Below are 22,569 nucleotides of genomic sequence, written 5' to 3' on the forward strand. Positions count from 1 at the left end.
ATTAAAGCGCCGCATATTTGTCTTCTAATTTTCATAAAGTGGGAGTATGTTTATACAAACCACTAAAGGAATGACGCTATGACCGCTAAAACGCTGATTTTCAACTTTGATGGCACAGGCAGCGAGCCTCGTGATGCTGAACAATTCAGCGCTGCACACTTCAAAGAAGACGCCAGTATTTCTAATATTCTTAAACTTCATTTACTTTTTGGTGGCGCACTCAATAGCGAACCCGAAACACCATTTCCAACCCAACTTAGCTTTTATTATCAGGGCATAGGCACCCAAGGTAGCCGCTTTCGACGTTTATTCAATCAAGCCCTTGCACCAAGAGGTGATGATGTTGCCAGCATTTTAAATCGTGCAATGAGCGACTTTAAGAGCTACTACACTGTGGGTGATAAAATACTTCTGACTGGTTTTAGCCGGGGTGCTGCACTGGCAAGGCGCTTTGCCAAATGTTTAGAGCCACTTATTAGTGATGATGTTTACTTATGTGTATTTGATACCGTTGCATCAATTGGTTTTTCAAAGGTAACAAAAGCAACCCGCGGTGCTGAGCACGTTATTTTTGAAAACTACACACTAGCAAGCAATATAAAAGCAGCCCTTCATTGCGTTGCTCTCGATGAAAAACGCCGTGCATTTGAACCCACCCTGATAAATAAAGCACCGCATGTGCAAGAGATCTGGTTTGCGGGCGCCCATTCCGATGTGGGTGGTGGCTATTATCGTGATGGTTTAGCCGACATTTGCCTACGCTATGCGATTGAGTGGCTGATTGAACAAACCGTTGCATTAAACTTACTTACCAGCGCAGATATCAATTACAACACCTTACTCCCAGAAGAGCATCGTAACCTCATTGCTCAAGACGATGTAACCGTTACCCCAGATCCGCTGGCACTGAGTCATCAGCAAAACTATTTTTGGTTTAACCCGTTGTTTAAACTGGTAGATCGCGAATGCTGTGTATTAGTTGATAACGAACAAAGCACGCTCGCACCAACGATTCATTATACCGTCGCAGAGCGCATTAACCGCCTAACAAGCTATCGTCCAGAGTCGTTAAAAAGCCTTCACTACGATGTGCTATATAATGATGAAACGCGCTTAAATTTTAAGGGATTAAGCCCGCATATTGCGCTTGATAAGCAAAATATGACGGTGCTGAGTATTGATGAGAGTAAAGATGTATTTGTGTATGGTGCCGAAAAGTACAACCACACAGGCTTAATGTTGGAGCAAGGCGGTACTTATCGCTTCACCCCTTACCCTGAACAAACCTGGTATGACGATGGTATTAGCTGCGGTCCAGCAGGCTGGCATCGAGATAATATCCAACTTGGTGTGAAAGAAATTCCAATGGCCGTGCTAGAGCCATTTAGACGTTTACCTCACGCACAATGGTTTGCGCTGATTGGCGCTATCGATAACAACGACGATCACTTATTTGAGATTGCTGAGGGTGCCGATATTCGTATTACTAAATCTGGCGAATTTTGCCCTTTTGCCAACGACCTAAACCGCTTTTATGGGGCGAATGCAGGGCGGATTAAACTGCGCGTTACTCGTTTGGGTTAATTACTTAATTACATACCGAGCGGTAATTTCGATTATCGCTTGCTGATTTTTTAGAATAGCAGAATCAATAGCGGCTCTTTCTTCTGCTGACAAGTTAATTTCATTAAGCATTAGATGAACACTGTCATTGTGGACAATATAAGGGTAGATTTCGATACCCCGCAGCTTATTTTTTTGAATTAAATATAAACCAGCTAATTCATCATCAACAAAAAAATCGACTCGCCTAGCAACTAGCATAGCGAGGCGCTGGCGTAAGGACGCCACAGTAACGAGTTGTTCTTTGTATTTAGCTTGTTGAGCTAACTGAGTAAATTCTGGGCCATAATAACTACCGCTATTAGTCAAAATTACTTGCTGATGATCAAGCAGCCCTTGTAAGTCTAGAGCGTCTAAACGGTTATGGGGATACCAAAATAACCGCATCACCTCATTACGGTAAGGCTCTGAAAAGAAGCTAAATGAATCACGCTCTTTGCTATAGCTAGCAGCTGGCAACACATCAATTTTACCATGTTTTAGCTCAGCAAAACCGCGCTTTGAAGACGGCATAATAACGAATTTAGCGCAAAAGCCCGCATCCTTTAGTATTAGGTTTACTATATCAATATCAATGCCAGTCAGCTGATCATTTTGGGTAAATGCATAAGGCGCCCATTGCTGACTAATGCCTACCTTTAAGGTTTTCTCACAACTAAAAGCAGAAGCACTTATTAAAGCAGTAAGAATTAATAACAGCACTTTTAAAACCATCAACACACCTTAGTTTAAGTACTTAGAACTGACTTTCTTTTAGTATGGTTGATAATTGTTGAAAGACCAATGTATGAAATAAGAAACAGAAAGTTAGCAAGCTTTAAGTTACGAGGGGAAAGTTACGAGGTATGAGGTGACAGCCCGTAGGACTGGCTTTAGCCGGGAAATGTCTTAAGTTAGCGAGTTTCAAGGGGAAAGTTACGAGAAACGAATTACGAGGTACGAGTCTGTCGCGGCGATTTAACATCGCGTTTATCTTGTTTTTTCTTGTCTCGTTATCTTGCTTTAATTGTCGCGGCATAAAGCCGCTTCTACAGATAGGCGTGAAACTTGTTTCGCGTGTCTGAAGATAAGAAATTTGAAAGGTTTACATGGATTATGTTTGATTCTATTCGGCACTAAAGTACCTCCTACAAGGCTTAAATCGCTGAGAAGAACACTCGACCTGACCAACCCCACAGCTGGACTGACATCTAAAGACTAAAAGCCAGCGATTTTACATCACGTCATGGCTACTTATTTCGATTAGCTACAAATACAATTGTATGATAAAAAGGTACAGCCAAAAAAGAACCATTCTCTTTTTCTTTTATGGGTTGTCTTAAATTTCTCAATTAATAAATAGGTTACAGATGTCATTTATTTCAAAGTTAGGCAAGGGCCTTAAAGGTGCTATGAGCGCCGTAAAATCAGACGAATACCAAGTAAACAACGTAAAAGCGAAATGCATTCATTGCGGGCATCATCACTTCGAGCTAGGTCACGCACAATTAAATACCGCAGGTATGACTTTTTTGAATTTAGATTGGGCAAATGACAGCGCGTCTTTGTTATCGTGCAAAAAGTGCGGCTTCATCATGTGGTTCGCGGTTGAGCCAAAGAAAACGGTTTAATTGTTGGCGAGTTTCAAGCATGTAGCAGCGGTTTTATATCGCGTCCTAGAACCCAGAACCTAGCGCCTGATGTTTTCATTCGTAGGCGTGAAACTTGTTCCGCGTGTCTGATGATAAGTAATTTGAAAAGGTTTACATAGATTATGTTTGATTCTATTCGGCACTAAAGTACCTCCTACAAGGCTTAAATCGCTAAGAAGAACACTCGACCTGACCAACCCCACAACTCGACTGACCGCTGAAAGCTGAAAGCTGAAAGCTGACAGCTTCTTTCCCTTTTCCCCTCGATAACTTTACTCTTTCTAACTTCCTCCCACAAAAAAGCAGCCTTAAGGCTGCTTTGAAGGGAAATCACATTTTAATGATGGGCATTAAATGTGGTTATTACACTTAAAGTGCTTTCCATACATCTGCGACACCTGGCTCGTCTCCTTGAGTCCACCATTTCGCTTCGTATTTATTACCTTGGTGAGTGACTTGATCGCCACCGTTGTAGATACCCGCAGCTTGCCACACAACATCACCATTACCGTCAGTTGGTTGTGAACTTGCTTCCCATGGGCCACCTAAATCAGGGCGCTCACCTTGTGTCCACCACTTAGCAGTATACTCTACGCCATTATAAGTCACCGTATCACCACCTACATAGATAGCCGCTGCATCCCATGTAGTTTCACCACCTGGCGGAGTTGTTGTGCCAGAATCTGTCACTTTGACATTAAAGCTCACAGCTGTAGCTGTTTGTCCATCACTTACCGAAACCGACACAACATAACTAGTATCTGCATCAACGCTGCCCGCTTGTAAACTTACATCAGCACCAGAACCCACTAATGTTAAACCTGCTGGCACTGTCCAGCTGTATGAAAGTGCATCGTCATCAGCATCAGATGCCGAAACGGCCACAGCCACACTCCCCTCTTCTGCCACGGTTTTATCTGCAATTGCAGCAACCACTGGTGCTTGGTTCTCGCCAGTTGCTGCTACAACATTCACAGTGACATTACGGCTTACACTTGCCTCGCCATCGCTAACACTCACAGCAACAGTATATTGCGTATCAGCACTTACTGATGGCGCTGTAATAACAAGCGTATTTGAGTTTTCACCAGTTACTGTTAAGGCGCTGTCAGCTGTCCAGCTAAAGCTTAGCGAATCGTTATCAGCGTCTGTTGCTGATGCACTAATTGATACACTTTCGCCCGCATTAACAGATACGGAGCTTGATACAGATAGCACGGGCGCTCTATTGCTAGGCTCAGTGACTGTACCACCCAACCCCTCATGCATTGCATTAAGAATATCACCATTATCAGCATCAATTTCCCATGCAAATAAGCCACCTAAATTATGCTGATTGACATAATTACCTTTAGCAATAACTGATGCAGGGCTGTCATATGTAATGAGCTTGCCTGTTGAACGATTCCATACATACGCACCTTTTGCTTGCTGATCATACCCCACTTCAAAGCCATTAATTCCAGTACCTGAAGCACCGATCATATTGGCTTTAATGCCTTTATAATCAATAACACCATCTTCCCAAACGCCCTGCGCAGTGCTGCCTTTAAGTGGGCCGGTCCCTGTTGCTGTCATTGGATTTCCATCAATACTTGTGCCTGTTGGATAAACGCCTTCCCAACCACGACCATACATAGCGGTACCTACCACGATTTTCTTCGATGGTACGTTTTGCGCTAGCAATAACTGAACTGCATTGTCGGTTGTGTAAGCCGGGCCTTTATATGGAACACCTTCCTCATCAACACCTGTGCCATCGCATTGACCAACGCGGAAATGCGATGAACAATAAAGCGCTGTTTGGTGGCCCGTCACACCACTCCATGCACCATAAAAGTCATAAGTCATGGCAAAGATATAATCCATATACTGACTAGCGGCTTGATAATCAACATCTTCAATTTTGTCATAACCTGCACCAATCGCTGATGTTAACTCATACTCACGACCTGTCTCTGCTTCGAGTTTGTCAAGCATCGCACGAAGCTCTTGCATCAGCGCTACGTATGCTGGGCCATCAGCAACTGGGTCGCCTAGGTTTGGATTAGCACCATCACCACCAGGGAACTCCCAGTCAATATCAACACCGTCGTAGAACTTCCACGTTCTTAAAAACTCTTCCATTGATGCCACAAACGTGTCGCGGTTTGCTTTATCGGTAAAGTAAGCAAATGGGTCTGATAAAGTCCAACCACCTACTGATGGTAAAATTTTCAGATCAGGATAACGCTGCTTTAACGCCATTAACTGCGAATAGGTACCACGAATTGGGTCATTACTATCAACACCTGGTAGCGCTTTTTGAATCGCTGCCCATGGGTCGTGGATCACAACTTCAAAATCTTGCGAGCCTGCACACGCCGTATTTAGCGCGTTTTTAGGACCGCCTGTTAACGAGTCATTAGGTCCACAAATTGGAATAAATCCATACAAGATATGACTGAGGTTTTGCGCTGGAATATTAGTTACATCATAGTCACGGCCATAAATACCCCATTCAACAAAGTAGGCACCGGTTACAAGGCCATCTTTGGTGCCAATATCTTGGTTGTTTGGATCATAATCCATCGGCAATGGCGCTAAGTGACCGCCATCTGTATCGGCAATAACAATTGGCTTACCTTCACTGCGAGCACAGGTGATACCGCCTTCACATAGTTCTACATATAATGTGTGACGACCCGATTTATCATACGGGAAGCTAATAACACCACTTTTAGTGCCTGCTGCCAGCGAGCCTTCATTAACCAACATATCATCGAAGTACACTTTATAGCTGTCGCCGCCATCACCACTCCATGCGTTCCATTCAATGCTGATAGTGACTTCATCAACGCGGTTCACCAAGCTCTTATATGAACCTGTGCCTTCAAGATCAACCTCAACAAATGAGTACTCTTGTGGTTCCCAAATAATTGTCGGTGTTGATGGTGCCGCATTTGCTGCACTTGCAAAGAGTGCAACACCAATGGCTGCGCTTAATTGTTTTATATTCATGATTCTCTCTTATCTGTTTTTATATAGCGTTACGCTGTTATTGATAAAGTTTGAACTACAAAACTTTAGATTTCTGTCCATACTTGGCTGGCACCCGGTACATCTCCTTGGGTCCACCACTGCGCTCGATAGCGCTGTCCTTGATAGGTTACTTCGTCGCCGCCTTGATAGGCTTTGCCGCTGTTCCACTCGATTGATGCACTGCCAGATTCAAGCTGCCATGCATCACTACTGTCTGGTTGTGCGCCTTGGTTCCACCATTTCGCGCTGTAAACGCCGCCGTTGAAACTCACTTTATCGCCCGTGTTGTATTGGCTTGTGCTATTCCAAGCAGGCACGCTCGGATCAACAGGGTCAGGGTCGACCACAGCGCTATTAATCACAGTCACGGTAAAACTTACTTGGCTTGTGAGCTCGCCATCTGACACCGATACACTCACGGTGTAACTTGCATCAGCATCCACAGCAGGGGCTGTTAGCGTGATATTGGCATCATTACCCGTAAAGCTCAGTGGTGCAGGTACATCCCAGCTATAAGTTAAGGTGCTTTGTTGATCATCAAAGGCGTGCAGGTGTATCGCGGTGCTGCTCTCTTCTTCGACTTGAAGGTCATCTGGTTGATGAATTATCGGCGCGGTATTGTCAGGAGCCGCTTGTATGCTTAGTGCAAAGCTGTAGTTTGCATTCGTTGTAAAGACCTGATTAGTCATTAAATCAGACGCATCAAAGGCAATATCTCCGGCGCTATTTTGCACGCCAATATTAACTAAGTGCGCGTAATTAAGGTTTAACAACGCTGCAAATTCAGCCTGCCAATTGGCTTGATTATCAGCTGTGATCTGCATTTGTTGAGTAAGTAACTCTTGGCCATTTTCATCAAATAACCGAGCTGACACACTACCGCCAACCTCGGCGTCTTGCCCTTGACGAACAAAGTAGCTAATTGCTGTCCAATCGCTTGGCTCTGTTGGGGTCGCATCGCTGACAATATTAATATCGCTACAGTTGTAGAAGCCTTCGCCACCGGCATCTTCTCGTTGCCAGCGCGTGTATAAAATAGCATCGCCACTGCGCCCTTGCGGGATAGACACACTCATTTCATAGTAACGGTCGTTGTTAGCATCAATGCTAAAATCAAGATTGCCATACTCTTCAACAAGCTCTAGGTCATCCCAAGTAAGCACTTGAGTCGCACTATCAAAGCCCGGTTTTGTTAAATAAAACTGCCAAAAACTCGGGTTATGCGGCGTACTCGCTAAAAAGCGCACTAAAATATCGCCATTTGCGTTAGGAATAACCTCACTGCGTTGCCAATGCGCTGAAGGTAAATCCATACCGCGTTTTTCTGGGTCGCCTGCTGCACATAGTCGACCATCAGGTACACTTTGTTTAACTGCCGCAAGGTTTGTGTAATCAATGGTATTAGCCGAAAATTCAATGTCTTGCACAAACTGCACATGCCCTGCTTCAACAAACGCTGCTCGACAAGCAAGATTAGGAATACCCGTGCCATCAGCAGGCCACCAGTACCCGCCATCGGCATTACAAAATGCTTGGCGTGCCTTTGGGCTTTCTAAGAATCCGTGGGCATTCACATGGCTTGATGCACAGGCAAGCAGCATGCTGGTTGCCACTGCCGATAAAGACAATGCCTTTGATTTCATTACTTTCATTGTTGTTCTCGCTGTAGAAATGCGGAGCAAAGTCCTTGCTCCGCTTAGTTGGTTAAAGCGTGCAACTCACCGTCCAGTCAGCAGATGTGCCTGGCTCTGTGCTCGTCCACCACTTTGCTTCGTAAATCACGTTGTTGTGATACATTAGGTCGCCGCCAACAGCATGGCTTGGATTACCAGCCCAATCAGTTTGCGGCCAATTTGGATACACAGGGATGCTCGCTACATCAACACCATTACAGCTTCCCTCGCCACCCGTACCACCACCGGTGTCACCGCCAGTATCACCACTGCCGGCAGTGCCATCCGGTAGCATTGGGTATTCGTATTTGAAGGCGTAGGTTTTGCCATTTTTCTCAATAGTGAAGTTAGTTGGCCCTGTAATTGGCATGTAGTACATAACTTGTGCTTCAACGGTTTCACCTGTGTTAAATGACTTTTCGATACCGCCCCACTCATTCACTAAAGTGATTGAAAAACGATGGAACTCATTTTCAAAGCCGCCGATATTATCGCCAGCCGCATTAGAGCCATTCGCTTCAACAGCCATACCGAGCTTTTCTTGTGCATTCCAATTTGATTTGAAAATCGCAGAGGTAGAAACGGGCACATCAAAGCTGATTTTCGCGCCGCTTAAGTCGATACCTGAGTTATTGGTGAATGCGAATGTAGGTGCAATTGGGTAGTTATCATCACCAATTGGGAAGTCTTTCACTGCAAAGCTTACGTCAACAGCTTCGCTAGGAATGGTGAAATCGACATTGCCTTGATGCGTGTTATAAGCCACACCACTTTGGTTAAATTTATCGTAAGCAAGTGTTGTTAAGCTTGAGCCCATGAAGTACTCACCTTTCGCTGAGTCATAATCATAGTCACCGGCAAGCTCCCAGAACATGATGCCACCTAGGCCATTGTTGATAACATAATCAACTTTGGTTGCCATTGATTGCTCATCTTCGATTGATAAGAATACCTTTTTCTCTGCATTCCAAAGCCATGGAGCAACAGCTACATCATCGTAGAAACGTGTATAAGTTCCTGTTAATACATCGTCTGCATCGGTTTCTGGCGTTAGGCCATAGATTTCAAGGTAAGATGGATTAATGCCATTTTCGAGGTTTTTCGCATGCCATAGTGGGTTTGAACCGGCTGGCATTTCTTCACCAACATCGTTCTTATCGTGCCATAGGTTATCAATGCCGAGTGCGCCATTACCACATTGGTTTTTCTCACCAACGCCGGTCCCTTTAGCACATTTTGATTGTTCTGGCAGCGCTGCTTGACCCCATAAACCATTAGTACCGCCCGACACATCTTTAAAGCCACGAGTGTAATATGGAATACCAATATTGATCCGACCTGCAGAGACCGCACCGCGGAAGTAACGCACAGCCCAATCAGTATTTAAGTAGCCAATACCTTCAAACTCAGCGGTGGTATAAACGCCCCATTGCGCTAATTCAGAATCAAGACCGGTATCAAACAAGGCTGCGTTATGGCCTACATGTGAATTCCATGCACCATGTAAGTCATAAGACATGATGTTAACATAATCGAGATACTTCACGCTTTGGAATGTTTCCATGCCACGTAATAAGTAACCTGAAGATGGCGAAGCAATCGTTAACAAATAATGCTTACCTGCCTTTTCACCTGCAATATCAAGTTCTTCACGTAGTTTTTGCATCAATACACGATACGAGGCGTTAAGGCCTGCGCGACGAGCATTAGAAATAGGAAAATCATCAGGGTGGCCTGAGTCGTTCATTGACGATGGGTATTCGTAATCAATATCGACACCATCAAAACCGTAGGTTTCAATAAACTCAACAGCACTTTTCGCAAAGGCATCAATCCCCGCTTGGTTCACTGAACCATCGGCATTAGTTGTCATCGTGTAGAAACCACCGCTATTTACACGAGTACCGTCTGCACCAAAATAACCACCGGTTTCAGCCCAACCACCTACAGAGATTAAGGTTTTTACATCTGGGTGTTGTTTTTTAAATTTATTGAGTAAGTTAAAGTGACCTGTGTAACTAAAGCTTGGATCCATTTCAGCGCCGGTAACGCCCGGCCAAGTCATGTTTGTCGCTGGGTTGCCAGCTGCATTTGGATCACCTATCGATACTTTGTTATTGCCATCAACATGCGCAAAGGCATAGTTAATATGGGTGATCTTGTCCCATGGAATATCATTAACTAAGTAACTTGGCTGACCATTGGCACCATTTCGCCAACTAGTAAAGTAACCAATAACACGGCGTGGGTGATCTGCGCCCATTTTCTCACGGCCATTTGCATCATATACGCTACAGTATGGGGTATTCACACCTGGGGTTTGATATAAGCCTTGCGGTTTACAATCTGTACCTGGTTCTGTTGCTTCAACAACATTAACAACTTTGCTTTGTGTCCCCGTCGCGCCTTCGTTATCGGTCACCGTTAAGGTAAATGAAAATTGCCCAACTGCAGGTGCCTGCCAGGTATAACTTGAAGAAGCAGCACTTGCTTGATGAACTTCGGTGCTGTTTTCAGTTAACGATAACGCAGTTACTTGGCCATCGTTATCAGTGCCAGAAAGCGCAAACACCACACTGTCACCCACCGTTACTTGCGATGGCAGTGAGCTAAATTCAATGCTCGCCACCGGCGATTGGTTAACTGGCTCAACGTCATCAGACACACTCACTGAATGTGCAACGGCTGCAGAGGTTAGGCCTAAATCATCCGTTGCGACCGCACTAATCACATGACTGCCTTGGGTTGCTTGCCAGCTCGCTGAGTAAGGTGTGCTTGTCACAACACCCAGCGATGTTCCATCAACAAAAAACTCTACACTTGCCACGCTACCATCAGGATCAGCGGCAACCGCACTTATGACAACGCTGTCACTAATGGTAAATAAAGAACCCTCTGCTGGTGTTAAGCTACTAATTTGAGGCGCTTGATTCTTATTGACAACGCTGTCACAAACACCCAATAAACGCCACTCTTGATCGACACCAGAAGTCTCCACAGGATTAGTTTGCGTCCACCACTTGGCTTCATAAGCGCTACCTTGTGCCTGAACCTGATCACCACCAACATGTGTTTGCCCTTGTTGCCACACTTCTAAGTTGCTGCAATCAATCGCAGCGTTTGCTGTAAAGCCATATAAACCCAGTGACAGTGCACTCAGTTTAAAAGCATTTTTTATTAATTTATGCGAGCTCATTCGCTCCCTCCGCCCAAAGTTTTATAACATTTATTTTACAAATCCAACTTTAAAGTAACACAAAGTGGTAGTTCGTCAAGTCCAAATTTACCTACAACAGGTAAAATAAACGCACTTTTTGGTGTATAATTTAGTTAAAACCACTAAAAAAGAATTAATTATTTTTATCAAAAAGCAAAAACGAGAATGATTCTACCGAGTAAAAATGAACATAAAATTAACAATAATTTAACCATGGAAAGCGCGGTACTTCTAGCTTGTATAAAAAACAAGCAACGCTTGTGTGAGGGTAGGCGAAAATAATTATCGTATCGATTATGGGTATATAACGAATAAATTAGTTTTCAGGTAAAAATTTCTATAAAAATTGAGTGAAAGTTATTCTTAACACAAATTTTAGTCGTAAAAAAAGCAAACACTCAGTGTTTGCTTTTCACAAAAATCCTATTTGATCACAACTTAATTAAGCAGCGATTAAATAGGACTCTCGTCCTGCATGTTTTGCCTTACGTTGATATGCACCTTTACCTTTTTTAGGTTTCTCTACTTTTGCGGTGAACAGCTTAGATGTCACCATTGCGGCGTACACATTATCGTTAATTACACCACGACCGGTATCAACTTGGCCTTGTGTACGTTGTTTCTTTTTGCTCATTTTTTGCTCCTATTTAAAGTGTTGCGAGTATATACCTACCTAAGCGCTACGCAAGCGGTTTTTAAGAAAAAAACGATGATTTCCCCACTTATTTTGTCTTAAGTGCTTTTACTAAACACCATGCCTTGTTGTCATTTTTCTGACAAAATTCGCATTTTAACTGCATTCACTACCTAACTGCTGGCAAAACTAGCGAAAACAATCATAGTTAATTAAAAACAAACAGGATTACGATGACTGACTTTCTTTTAATCGCCTATATTTTCTTGATCGCAGGCATAATTGCCGTGCCTATCGCCAGCAAGTTTGGGCTTGGCTCAGTGCTTGGCTACTTACTCGCAGGTATTGTTATTGGGCCAACACTGACATTTTTAAATGTTGATGTGATTGCCATCCAGCATTTTGCTGAGTTTGGTGTGGTAATGATGCTGTTTATTGTTGGCTTAGAGCTTGAGCCCAAAGCGCTTTGGTCAATGCGAAAACAGCTTATTGGCCTTGGTGGCGGACAGGTGGTTTTATCAGCCGCAGCCTTTACTGGTATTAGTTTAGCATTTGGTCATGCTTGGCAATCGGCACTCACAATAGGTTTAATTTTATCGCTCTCATCTACCGCAATTGTACTGCAAACGCTTTCAGAGCGCGGGCTATTAAAATCAGATGGTGGCCAAGCCTCATTTAGCGTATTACTCACCCAAGATATAGCTGTTATTCCTATGCTGGCGTTTATTCCATTGCTAGCTTTACCAGAATTAGCACCCGTAATGGCTGATACAGCCTATGCAAGCGAAGACGGTCATGCTGGTTTAAGCTTGGTAGCAAACCTTAAGAGCTGGCAAGCAGCATTGGTTACTTTAGGTATGATAGCGCTCGTCGTTTTTGGTGGTAACTACTTAACCGCACCAATTTTTAGATTTGTAGCACAAGCACGGCTTCGTGAACTATTTACCGCAACGGCTTTATTCTTTGTTATTGGTATCGCTTTGATGATGTCATTAGTTGGCTTATCACCTGCGCTTGGTACCTTTTTGGCAGGTGTAGTGCTTGCAAATTCACCTTATAAACATGAGCTCGAAAGTAATATCGATCCCTTCAAAGGGTTACTGCTTGGGCTATTTTTTATCACCGTTGGCGCAAGTATCAACTTTCAATTACTCGCAGATAACCTTACTACCATAATGCTATTAACTGGCGTACTGATTGTAACTAAAACAGTTGTGCTGTTAATTTTAGGCCGTATTTTTGGGCTAAGAGGCGCTGCACTTTGGTTACTAGCACTGGGGCTCGCACAAGCTGGTGAGTTTGGTTTTGTACTACTGGCTTACAGTGTATCTAATAATGTTTTAGCCGCAGCCGTTGCCGACCAACTATTACTGGTTGTTACTTTATCCATGCTGCTTTCGCCAGGCTTATTCATTCTGTATCAACGTGTGATAGCACCGCGCTTTATTTGTGAACAAGCAAGGCAAGATACAGAAGAGTTCCCTGATGATAGCCATGTGATCATTGCAGGCTCAGGCAGAATGGGTGGCCTTGTTGACCGTATTTTACAAGCTGGCGGCTATAAAACCACCGTGATTGATTACAACTACAAACAACTTGAAGCGCTGGAGCGTGTTGGTATTCGTAACTTTTTTGGTGATGCCACTCGACCTGACCTACTAAGTGCAGCAGGCATTGAAGATGCTAAATTGCTGGTTGTTGCACTTGATGATGCAGAGCAAATAACTAAATTAGTCCGCTATGCTATGCAAAATTATCCGCATTTACATGTAGTTGCCCGCGCAGTTGATCGTCACCATGTATACGACTTATGGGCCTACGGCTGTCGCGATATTATCCGCGAAACATATGACAGTACACTGCGCATGGGTCGCTCTTCCTTTGAGGCACTGGGTATTGAGCGAGAAAAAGCCCAAGAAATGATCGATATCTTCAGTGAGTTTGATAAAGAAATGCTACGCGAAGCCGCCGATGTCTACGAAATCGGCGTACCATTCGAAGAAAACCATGCCTATATCGATTGCATTAATAAGCTGTTTGAAGAAAAAGAGCCTAAAATTAAACAACAAATGCGCGAGATATGCGAGCGAGTTGTTAGTCGTTCGAAATAGCATAAATATTACAATTATGGAGGAGGTGTTTTCACTTCCTCTTTATCTTCTCATTAACTTCTCTTTGTGAAAATAATTTGAACCACAGAGAACACAGAGGCGCTTCGCGCTACACAGAGAAAACAAATACTCTCAAAGAGACTACATTGAATAGGATAAAACATGATATAAAATCGCTGCTACAAACTCGCATCTCGCAAACTTTACCCTTTACCCTCGCCAACTAACTCAAAGCTTTGCAGCCAATCGATTTGGATAGAAAAAGTCTTTACTATCAATGCATTTTATTTTGCTTATGTCTGTGTGCAATGGGTTGATTAAAAAATTGTATTCGTCAGGACATATGCTAGAAGGAACTTGAAGTACGGCTGCGTCCATCGATGCTAGCCAATCAGAACCTAACGCCTGAGTCTCTGTAATGTAAGGGTGATCATCCCATGCGCTTGGCAGCTCGCTGGCTACTAGCCTAATAATCTTAAGGTCATCAGGGATTTGAATCGTTGTAATACTCAGGTTTGTACTTAAAATATCCGTTGTGTCATTCACTAATCGCTCAAGCATAGCTAAAGAGCGTGAGCTCGCTGTATATACAATAGGTTTACCTACAAAATGCCACCTTCCCTGTGCATACAAACCACCCAGCCCAGATAACGCGTTAGCTAGATCATTATGTATTTTGGGTGCTATTCGGTAGCAAATCATTAAGCGGTGAACCCGTACTGAAGCCCAAGTATCACGCGTTTTATAAGCTCACGACCGCGGATTGTATGGATCACCGACTTTGGCTCTTGATTAGCAAATTGAATATTAGGGGTGCTAAGCCATTCGTTCCAGCGTTTAACATCACCAAAATAAGCAATCCCTTGTGACGAAATACGTGCCACTTCTAACGCATTTTCACTCAACTTGGCATTCAACCGCTTTCGGTCTTTACTATATCTTTCGAGTGTACGCATAGTGGTACCGATTGAGGCTGCTAAGCTATTAGCGTCCCAATTTAGCTCTTTAGCGAGTGATTTAATCGCACTGACTGTCACGCCTTGTGTTGCAACACTTATTTCATCAAGAGTATTTGAATTGATAGTCACTCGACCATCAGTCACCACACCTAAATAATCAGTTTCAACAGCATTCATTTTCCACCTCGCCAAAAAGACAACTGTCACTTATTATAGCGACAAATGTCGGATACTACAATTAAGCAAAAAAATAGCGCCTTGAGGCGCTATTTAAGTTTCACTTCAACTTAGGAATTAAAAACTAAAACTCAGTTTTGCGTAGTAAGTCATACCATCAAAACCATAAGGTAATGCACGAACAGGGTATTTGAATGCTTGGTTAGTAATAAAATCAAGAGCTTCGTCTTCGCCAAGTTCGTCTGGGGTTACATCAAAGATATTATCAATACCCGCCGATAGCATCAGTTCGTCAGTTAACTGATAACCAAGGTTAACATCAACTAATACTGCTGACTCAACAGTGCTTGTGTCTTTAAACTCACCTGTAGGTGATAATTGATCAGGCAAACCAATGTGGTCATTACCAAAGTATTTAACGTCTGTTTCACCATAATAATTAAAGCGTAGCATGCTGTTGAAATCGCCACGATCGTATTCAAATGTTAACGTTGCACGCTCACCTGGTTGACCGTCTGTTAAGAAACTACGTTGTAAATCATCAAGGGCAATTGACTCAGGAATCCCTTCCGGTGCATTCACATCATCAATTTCAGTCTCGTTAATGTTACCTGCAAACGTTGCTGAGAAATTACCATCGTACAAATCAGTGCGATACGAAGCGATGATATCAACACCTTTGGTGGTTGAATCAACCGAGTTTGAGAAATAGTTAGCTTGCTGTGCCCCTGTTGCATTAAGTGCAGCGACAGCTTCGGCACTAAATGCCACATCATCCGCAGACATTAAGCTGCCAAGAGTAATTCTGTCTTTAATTGCAACATGATAAAAATCAACGGTTAGAGATAAATCGCTGGTTACGTTATAAACAAAACCTGCACTTAAGTTTTCTGAGCTTTCAAGACCGAGGTTATCAACACCCAGTGCTGAGGGGAAATCAGAGCCTGCTGTTGCCGTAAATGATTGCAGTAATACGCCACCAGCACCTAAATTTGTGGTGTAAGCGGTATACGCACTTTGTTGTAGAGATGGTGCTCTAAAGCCAGAAGAAATGGCACCACGAACAGCAAAGTCATCGGTAATTTCATAACGGGTTGCTAGCTTACCAATGATGTCATCACCGGCATCAGAGAAATCTTCATAACGAAGCGCTGTGCTTACTTGCCATGCGTCCGTGATCAGCGTTTCGGCATTTACATAAAATGCATAACTGTGGCGGCTCTCTTTGTTTGATGCTTCAGGACGTAAACCGTTATATGCCTGGAAACCACACTCAGCGAATACGCTGCTGTCGTTTACCGCAGGGTATGAGCTATCTGAATTAGCTAAACCACACGCATAAGAGGCTTCTTCGCCCGGCACGATTTCATAATTTTCTTTACGGTATTCAGCCCCCACAGATACGTATAATGGCTCGCTGCGGCCAATATCGACAATACCATTGAGGTCTGCATTTATAGTCGTTTGGTCAAATCTAAAACCCCCTGAGTACCCGCCGTTAGGGCCTGCATTTGCAACAATATCAGCATCGCTTGCATCAGGGTTATTCGCCACATATTCAGCAGCATACGACGCATTTAGCGTGTTTTTAGATGTGAAATCATAGCTATTTTCACCATGTACGGCAGATACGTCATAGCCCCAATCTGGAGTTAACTCACCGCGCAGTCCAAGTGAAAACGAAATATCTTCGGCTTCGTTATCGATACGAGGTAAAAAGCCATCGCCATACACTTGCACCACGTTCTTCGCTGCTTGGTCAAAGTTACGGTAAAAACCATTACCTAGCGCAGTACGGTTTGAGTATCCGCCAAATGAGTAAAGTTCGGTCTCACCAAAAGGTAACGCCATATTATAAAACACAGAGGTAAATTCGCTATCAGCATTACCTTGTCCCCAGCGAACATCATCAGATAGCGTCCCAGCGGGCACATCAACTGAGCCACCAATATCACGCTCTGCTCGGTTTGTACCATCCGCATCACGGTATTCCAAAGAAAAGTTAATGAAACCGCCTTCATCACCCAAATCAAAGCCACGGTTTAAACCCATTGAAATAGTGTCACCATCGCCTTCACCCGTGCTACCTGCTTGCACATAGCCCGTTGTAACACCGGTTGAATCGTTTAACGATAAGTTGATAACACCGGCAATCGCATCAGAACCATATTGCGCAGCAGCACCATCACGAAGTACTTCAACGCCTTTTAACGCAGTAAGAGGAATCGCATTCATATCGGTACCCGCAGCACCGGCACCTACAGTACCATTTAAACCAAAAATAGATTGGTTATGACGGCGTTTGCCATTGATAAGCACTAACGTTTGGTCTGGCTGTAAACCACGAAGAGTCGCAGGTCTAAATAAGTCAGAGCCATCTGACACTTGCGTACGAGAAAAGTTAAATGAAGGAGCCGTCGCTTGCAGACTTTGACCAAGTTCAGTGAAACCACCTTTGTTTAAGTCGTCAGCATCAATCAAATCAACCGGCGATGTTGATTCGGTAGCCGTACGATTAGCAACGCGTGAGCCTAATACTGAGATTTGTTCGATGTTTTTATCTGCTTTAGCAGCAGATGCTTGCTCTGCTGCCTGCACTGAAGTCGCAGAAACAGCCACACTAACCGCAACGGCCAGCATACTTAAAGAATGTGTTGTCATGTGTATCCTGTTGATATTCCGGCTTTCCTTAAAACAAAAAAACGCCCCTTTTGGAGAAATTAAGAAAAGCACTAAGCACGTGTTGTTGATTTTAGAAATCACGATTTTTGAAAGTTAACTCAAGCCTGCGAGTTAACTCTTACAAAACATCCTATCAACAAATACACAAAAGGGAAGAAAAATAAGGTACGACTTAGGTATAAACATTCCCATTTGTAGTATTAATAGGACTTTACAAACAGAAATTATTCGTTTTTAAGTAGAAATAAGCAAAATAATGCAACTATCAGCTTATCTCTACTGAGAAGGGAAATGTTTACTGATCTTGCTCAAGCATCGCCAGTTTTTCATCTTCAAGCATTAACGCCATAGTGGCAATCTCAGATAAGCTCTCGTCTAGCGCATTAAAGAAGGTGACAAACCCTTCGCCTAGTTTTTCTGGTTCAGGGTGATTTGCCAGCGCCTGATCCCACATCGCGAAGGTCGTTAGTAAATCGAGAGTTGCTTCAAAATTATCAATAAACAGCTGACCATCTTCGCTTTCATTATCTTGCTGATCATCAGCTTTAAGTAAAAATTGTAAGTCGCTGTGCCAAATATCTTGGTTCACAATATACGCCGCAATATAGCCGCTACAAAAGTCCTGCAATGCTTGGCTTGGCTCATTGCTGTTTACTTCATTTGGGTATAATTCGGCTAAGATTTTCTTTTGTTCAACTTGTGCTTCGGTGATGTTATCAAGCAATTCAATCATCGCATCGCGAGGCTCTGAATCTGTCATTAAGGTGTTGAATACCGCTTCATCATTGTCAGCAATATAATTTGCTAATTCTGATTCCCCAAAAAACTCTGAGCAGGCCAGTAGACCAGACATATAACCAAGCACTTGGTCCAAACTAACTTGATTAGTCTCGCTTTGACTCGCGAGGTAGTTTTTAAACACATCCGAACTTTGTTGATTTAGCATATTGAGCCTTTGCATGTTGGTTTGCTATGGGTGTATTCCTACCCTAGCGAATTCACAAATTTTTGCAACAACTGAAATACTGTCAGCTAGTTACAGTTTTCCTGACCTGACTTTGCACAGGAAACACGCAGCTAATTCTTGTGCCCATTCCTTCTGTACTTTGAATATCAATACAGCCTTGATGTTCATGCACTATGGCATACACCATGGTCATCCCCATGCCGGTGCCTTCTCCAACAGGTTTTGTGGTGTAAAAGGGATCGTATATTTTCGCAATGGTTTCTTCTGACATGCCGGCGCCATTGTCTTCAATATCTATATAAATATGCTGTTCGAGCTCATATACTGCAACAGATATTTCAGCATTTGATTTTTGATTATCACAGGCTTGTTTTGCATTAATTAGGATATTGACTATCACTTGGCTTATCGCAGGTAAGTTACACCAACTTTGTGATATAGGGCTGTACTGGGTATGTAAATTACAATCACGCAGTTGGTTTGCTAATAGTTTTACGGCACTTTTTACTGCATCTGTCATATCAGCAAATTGCTTGTCGTGACCTTTGGGCCGCGAAAAATCTAATAAATTAGCAACAATTTTACTGATCCTTTGCAATCCTTGTGAGGTATCGCTAATTAAGTCAGGTAGCTCTTCGGCTACAAAGCGAAATGAATGCAATTTATTTAGCTCAGTTAATTGCTTACAGAATGTTACTTTATCGGTTTCACTACAAGCAAACTCATCGCACACAGCGAGCAAATCACTAAAGTAATCACAATAGTTTTTTAAACAATCAACATTACTGATGCTATAGGCAAGCGGGTTATTTATTTCGTGCGCAACCCCTGCGCAGAGTGTTCCTAAAGTAGCCATTTTTTCAGCTTGAATAAACATGGCTTGATGGTGTTTTAAATCAGCAATTTTTTGCTCAAGCTCACTGTTTAATGCCACTAAAATCCTGCTTTTATCTGCAAGCAATTGCTCAGCTTCTTCTCTGGCCGCTTTTTCTAATAAGTAGGCTTGCTTAAAGTCATCCATTTTCATCTCAAACTTTATTTGTCTCTTTTAAAACCTAGCACAAGGCTGGATTTAAGGCTATGTTATTGATTAACGATGATTCACAGTAAAGCGCTATGGCTGAAAAAGTTAGCAAACAACATATTCAGGTTTTATGCATCGATGATGACGAAATCGTCTTGCGGACTCTTTTGCGATTATTATCAGCGAATAACATCACTGCAAAAGCCTGTGCAGATCCACTTGAGGGACTAAAAATTTTAGCTACCTATAGTTTTGATGTGATTATCTGCGACATGCGAATGCCAAACATAGATGGCGCTGACTTCTTTGCACAAGCACTCAATATAGACCCTGAGCCTCAACGGATTTTGTTAACTGGTTACTCAGATATCGACAACACTATTGCTGCGGTCAATAAAGGTAGGATCCATGCTTACATTCAAAAACCTTGGCAAAATGAGTTACTGCTGCGCAACATCAGTGATGGCATAGAAAAAACCTCATTAAAGCGCCAAAACAAGCAGTTAGAGCAAAAAATAAAAGCGCAAAATAGCCAGTTAAAAGAGCTAAACAACAACCTTGAGCAAATGGTCGAAAAACGCACTCTACAAATTCGAAAAGTGCTCAAACAACTAGAAGAAGTAAACGAACGTGAAAAACACGAGCATCGCAGTACCTTTGAGATTTTATATAACTTTATTAATGCCAACCCATACCTTGATGGTATGCAAGCACAAAACATTGCCACTACCAGCAAACAAATTGCTGAACATCTTGGTTTAGATAAAAAACATATTGAAATGGCAGAAATGGCAGGCTACCTAGCACAAATTGGCTTGCTTGCCATGGAGCCAGAGCTTTATAAAAAGCCAACCAGAGAGCTTACAGAGAACCAAAAAAAGTTATTTTACACACACCCTAGTACCGCTCAGCTAATGCTAATGCCCGCTCCCCATTTACATGATGTATCTGAAGCAATTTATTACCAATTTGAACACTACAATGGCTCCGGCACACCTAAGGGTTTAAAAGGTAAAGAAATTCCAATTACGGCAATGATATTAGCTGTAGCGCGTGATTTTTGGCAAGCAATTGCTCATATCACAGTAAATGACAACAGCCGTTATGAAAGCGCACTCGATCAGCTACAATTATATAGCGGTACTCACTACCACCCAAAGATTTTAGAAGTGTTAGGGAGCCTTAAAATCAGCTGTGCTAGTGATCAAAAAGTGGGCACTATGAAGATTCTCACGGCACAGGATCTTAAAAACGGCATGGTACTCGGCCATGCACTTAGAAGCTATGATGGTATCTTGCTTTTACCAAAAGGGCATGTGTTCGGTGCCAAATCAATTGCTAAGCTACAACAACTTGAAACGAAAAAACCAAATCCTTTCAGAATCATGATCAAAAATTAGCGAATAAAGTGATCACATATTCAGCTTACTTCGTTACAATGTGATTTATATTACGATTACTTCTAAAGGAGCACTCAGTGTCGCGATTTTCCGCCATAACCGATAAGCCACATGATGGCCGATTCAACAAAAAAACGGGCATTTTATTGACCAACTTAGGTAGCCCAGATGCACCTACTACCGCGGCACTTAGAACTTACTTGCGCGAATTCTTATCAGATCCTCGCATCGTTGAGATCCCACGTTTTATTTGGATGATCATCCTTTATTGCTTTGTACTTACTTTACGCCCAAAACGCTCAGCGGCACTTTATAAAAGTATCTGGACTGAAAACGGCTCACCATTGACTCACATTACCCGAGAGCAAAGCAAAAAGCTGGCAGCCCTTTTAAAGGAAAAAGGACACCAAGACACCGATGTAGTTATGGCGATGCGCTACGGTAACCCATCAATTGAAGCTGGCCTTGAAGAGCTTCGCGAAAAAGGCATCACACGCGTTATTGTGCTGCCAATGTACCCGCAATATTCAAGCACCACCATTGGTTCAACGTTTGATGCGGTATCAGATGTACTGCGTAAGTGGCGCTGGGTACCAGAGCTTCACTTTATTAATGGTTATCACGATAACCCTATATACATTGATGCTTTAGCTGCTAGCATTAGCGAAGATTTAAATGCCCACGGCACACCACAAAAGCTAGTGTTTTCGTACCACGGTACACCTAAACAGTTTTTAGAAAATGGCGACCCATACTATTGCTTTTGTATGCAAACTACTCGTTTAGTTGCCGAAAAACTTGGGTTTGAGAAAGACTTTGCTGTAACTACATTCCAAAGCCGTTTTGGTAAAGCAGAATGGTTAAAGCCTTACACTGACGCAACACTTGAAAGCTACCCTGCTGAAGGCATTAAAGATATTGCAATCATCAGCCCTGCATTTAGTGCCGATTGTCTAGAGACATTAGAAGAAATAGAAGGTGAAAATCGCGAAATTTTTGAACATGCAGGCGGTGATAAATACCGTTATATACCTGCATTGAATACCCGTGATGACCATATCAATGCCATGTTTGAAGTGATAAAACCATTACTTAAATAACGAAAGGCCCCAGCAAATTTGGGGCCTTTTTTATTATACACTGCCTTGCGACTCGACAACCAAAACTCGCGCTTCTCCCTTAGGCTTTGCAACATGCTCCGTGCCAACACTGGCAAAAAAGATATCCCCTGCATTGAGAAGCTCAACGCATACTTCACCATGCTGCTTATAAAGCATTTCGACCTGGCCACTTAACACCACAAAAACTTCTTCACCATCATTGATATGCCATTTGTAAGGTTTATTTGTCCAATGCAAACGTGTTGTAATACCTTTCATATTGGCAATATCTAATGCCCCCCAAGCTCGATCAGCTGTGAATTCGCGACTTCGTATAACTTGCATCGTTT

The 22,569-nt window shown here is 42.9% G+C and carries 16 protein-coding genes; 5 read left to right on the forward strand and 11 right to left on the reverse strand.

The features are described from left to right. The first annotated feature begins 78 nt into the window (after positions 1-78). Positions 79-1,584, forward strand: coding sequence for a phospholipase effector Tle1 domain-containing protein (locus QUE86_RS17750; RefSeq protein WP_286260799.1), 1,506 nt, complete (start codon positions 79-81; stop codon positions 1,582-1,584). On the opposite strand, the gene QUE86_RS17755 is transcribed toward QUE86_RS17750, so the two are convergent. Further along, positions 1,585-2,337 (reverse strand): substrate-binding periplasmic protein, encoded by a 753-nt coding sequence (locus tag QUE86_RS17755; protein ID WP_167657369.1) that lies wholly within the window; start codon positions 2,335-2,337, stop codon positions 1,585-1,587. Between the two features lie 635 nt (positions 2,338-2,972). Here QUE86_RS17755 and QUE86_RS17760 point away from each other — a divergent pair. Further along, the gene (locus QUE86_RS17760) at positions 2,973-3,233 is read left to right on the forward strand and encodes a zinc ribbon domain-containing protein (RefSeq protein WP_130052933.1); all 261 of its coding nucleotides are present in this window, start codon (positions 2,973-2,975) and stop codon (positions 3,231-3,233) included. Between the two features lie 390 nt (positions 3,234-3,623). On the opposite strand, the gene QUE86_RS17765 is transcribed toward QUE86_RS17760, so the two are convergent. From QUE86_RS17765 to arfA, 4 genes are all read right to left on the reverse strand, one after another. Then, positions 3,624-6,254 carry a glycosyl hydrolase family 18 protein gene (locus QUE86_RS17765; protein ID WP_286260800.1) on the reverse strand — a complete coding sequence of 877 codons (2,631 nt, stop codon included), beginning with the start codon at positions 6,252-6,254 and terminating at the stop codon, positions 3,624-3,626. A gap of 65 nt (positions 6,255-6,319) precedes the next feature. Then, positions 6,320-7,927, reverse strand: coding sequence for a lytic polysaccharide monooxygenase (locus QUE86_RS17770; RefSeq protein WP_286260801.1), 1,608 nt, complete (start codon positions 7,925-7,927; stop codon positions 6,320-6,322). Positions 7,928-7,979: 52 nt separating this feature from the next. Further along, on the reverse strand, positions 7,980-11,144 hold the full coding sequence (locus QUE86_RS17775; protein ID WP_286260802.1) for a glycosyl hydrolase family 18 protein: 3,165 nt from the start codon (positions 11,142-11,144) through the stop codon (positions 7,980-7,982). Between the two features lie 463 nt (positions 11,145-11,607). Then, positions 11,608-11,799 carry an alternative ribosome rescue factor ArfA gene (gene arfA / locus QUE86_RS17780; protein WP_054563243.1) on the reverse strand — a complete coding sequence of 64 codons (192 nt, stop codon included), beginning with the start codon at positions 11,797-11,799 and terminating at the stop codon, positions 11,608-11,610. Between the two features lie 233 nt (positions 11,800-12,032). Between arfA and QUE86_RS17785 the strand changes: the two genes are divergently transcribed. Beyond that, on the forward strand, positions 12,033-13,910 hold the full coding sequence (locus QUE86_RS17785; RefSeq protein WP_286260803.1) for a monovalent cation:proton antiporter-2 (CPA2) family protein: 1,878 nt from the start codon (positions 12,033-12,035) through the stop codon (positions 13,908-13,910). A 228-nt stretch (positions 13,911-14,138) separates the two neighbouring features. On the opposite strand, the gene QUE86_RS17790 is transcribed toward QUE86_RS17785, so the two are convergent. The 5 genes from QUE86_RS17790 to QUE86_RS17810 all read right to left on the reverse strand — a co-directional run bounded on the left by QUE86_RS17790 (position 14,139) and on the right by QUE86_RS17810 (position 19,716). Next, positions 14,139-14,612: an RES family NAD+ phosphorylase gene (locus tag QUE86_RS17790; protein WP_286260804.1), complete on the reverse strand. Its 474-nt coding sequence runs from the start codon at positions 14,610-14,612 to the stop codon at positions 14,139-14,141. Next, positions 14,612-15,046, reverse strand: a complete 435-nt coding sequence (locus QUE86_RS17795) for an Xre family toxin-antitoxin system antitoxin (RefSeq protein ID WP_286260805.1) — start codon at positions 15,044-15,046, stop codon at positions 14,612-14,614. Before QUE86_RS17795 ends, QUE86_RS17790 begins: the two co-directional genes overlap by 1 nt. Positions 15,047-15,163: 117 nt before the next feature. Then, positions 15,164-17,707 carry a TonB-dependent receptor plug domain-containing protein gene (locus QUE86_RS17800; protein ID WP_286260806.1) on the reverse strand — a complete coding sequence of 848 codons (2,544 nt, stop codon included), beginning with the start codon at positions 17,705-17,707 and terminating at the stop codon, positions 15,164-15,166. A gap of 316 nt (positions 17,708-18,023) precedes the next feature. Then, positions 18,024-18,674 (reverse strand): UPF0149 family protein, encoded by a 651-nt coding sequence (locus tag QUE86_RS17805; RefSeq protein ID WP_168990047.1) that lies wholly within the window; start codon positions 18,672-18,674, stop codon positions 18,024-18,026. Between the two features lie 82 nt (positions 18,675-18,756). Continuing rightward, positions 18,757-19,716 (reverse strand): sensor histidine kinase, encoded by a 960-nt coding sequence (locus QUE86_RS17810; protein WP_167657361.1) that lies wholly within the window; start codon positions 19,714-19,716, stop codon positions 18,757-18,759. A gap of 95 nt (positions 19,717-19,811) precedes the next feature. On the opposite strand from QUE86_RS17810, the gene nosR reads away from it, so the two are divergent. Together nosR and hemH are read left to right on the forward strand one after the other, a co-directional pair. Further along, on the forward strand, positions 19,812-21,119 hold the full coding sequence (nosR, locus tag QUE86_RS17815) for a response regulator c-di-GMP phosphodiesterase, NosR family (RefSeq protein WP_130052944.1): 1,308 nt from the start codon (positions 19,812-19,814) through the stop codon (positions 21,117-21,119). 77 nt (positions 21,120-21,196) lie between these two features. Further along, positions 21,197-22,219 (forward strand): ferrochelatase, encoded by a 1,023-nt coding sequence (gene hemH, locus QUE86_RS17820; protein WP_130052945.1) that lies wholly within the window; start codon positions 21,197-21,199, stop codon positions 22,217-22,219. A 33-nt stretch (positions 22,220-22,252) separates the two neighbouring features. Here the strand turns inward: hemH and QUE86_RS17825 are convergent, their stop codons facing one another. Beyond that, positions 22,253-22,564 carry a cupin domain-containing protein gene (locus QUE86_RS17825; protein WP_167657359.1) on the reverse strand — a complete coding sequence of 104 codons (312 nt, stop codon included), beginning with the start codon at positions 22,562-22,564 and terminating at the stop codon, positions 22,253-22,255. Positions 22,565-22,569: the final 5 nt, after the last annotated feature.

It is taken from the genome of Pseudoalteromonas apostichopi (assembly GCF_030297135.1).
Lineage (GTDB): Bacteria > Pseudomonadota > Gammaproteobacteria > Enterobacterales > Alteromonadaceae > Pseudoalteromonas > Pseudoalteromonas apostichopi.

What these genes read in the sequence shown, in the direction of transcription:
- QUE86_RS17750 (WP_286260799.1), top strand. Translation starts at nt 79, where the DNA reads ATGACCGCTAAAACGCTGATTTTCAACTTTGATGGCACAGGCAGCGAG.
- QUE86_RS17755 (WP_167657369.1), bottom strand. Translation starts at nt 2,337, where the DNA reads ATGGTTTTAAAAGTGCTGTTATTAATTCTTACTGCTTTAATAAGTGCT.
- QUE86_RS17760 (WP_130052933.1), top strand. Translation starts at nt 2,973, where the DNA reads ATGTCATTTATTTCAAAGTTAGGCAAGGGCCTTAAAGGTGCTATGAGC.
- QUE86_RS17765 (WP_286260800.1), bottom strand. Translation starts at nt 6,254, where the DNA reads ATGAATATAAAACAATTAAGCGCAGCCATTGGTGTTGCACTCTTTGCA.
- QUE86_RS17770 (WP_286260801.1), bottom strand. Translation starts at nt 7,927, where the DNA reads ATGAAAGTAATGAAATCAAAGGCATTGTCTTTATCGGCAGTGGCAACC.
- QUE86_RS17775 (WP_286260802.1), bottom strand. Translation starts at nt 11,144, where the DNA reads ATGAGCTCGCATAAATTAATAAAAAATGCTTTTAAACTGAGTGCACTG.
- arfA (WP_054563243.1), bottom strand. Translation starts at nt 11,799, where the DNA reads ATGAGCAAAAAGAAACAACGTACACAAGGCCAAGTTGATACCGGTCGT.
- QUE86_RS17785 (WP_286260803.1), top strand. Translation starts at nt 12,033, where the DNA reads ATGACTGACTTTCTTTTAATCGCCTATATTTTCTTGATCGCAGGCATA.
- QUE86_RS17790 (WP_286260804.1), bottom strand. Translation starts at nt 14,612, where the DNA reads ATGATTTGCTACCGAATAGCACCCAAAATACATAATGATCTAGCTAAC.
- QUE86_RS17795 (WP_286260805.1), bottom strand. Translation starts at nt 15,046, where the DNA reads ATGAATGCTGTTGAAACTGATTATTTAGGTGTGGTGACTGATGGTCGA.
- QUE86_RS17800 (WP_286260806.1), bottom strand. Translation starts at nt 17,707, where the DNA reads ATGACAACACATTCTTTAAGTATGCTGGCCGTTGCGGTTAGTGTGGCT.
- QUE86_RS17805 (WP_168990047.1), bottom strand. Translation starts at nt 18,674, where the DNA reads ATGCTAAATCAACAAAGTTCGGATGTGTTTAAAAACTACCTCGCGAGT.
- QUE86_RS17810 (WP_167657361.1), bottom strand. Translation starts at nt 19,716, where the DNA reads ATGGATGACTTTAAGCAAGCCTACTTATTAGAAAAAGCGGCCAGAGAA.
- nosR (WP_130052944.1), top strand. Translation starts at nt 19,812, where the DNA reads ATGGCTGAAAAAGTTAGCAAACAACATATTCAGGTTTTATGCATCGAT.
- QUE86_RS17825 (WP_167657359.1), bottom strand. Translation starts at nt 22,564, where the DNA reads ATGCAAGTTATACGAAGTCGCGAATTCACAGCTGATCGAGCTTGGGGG.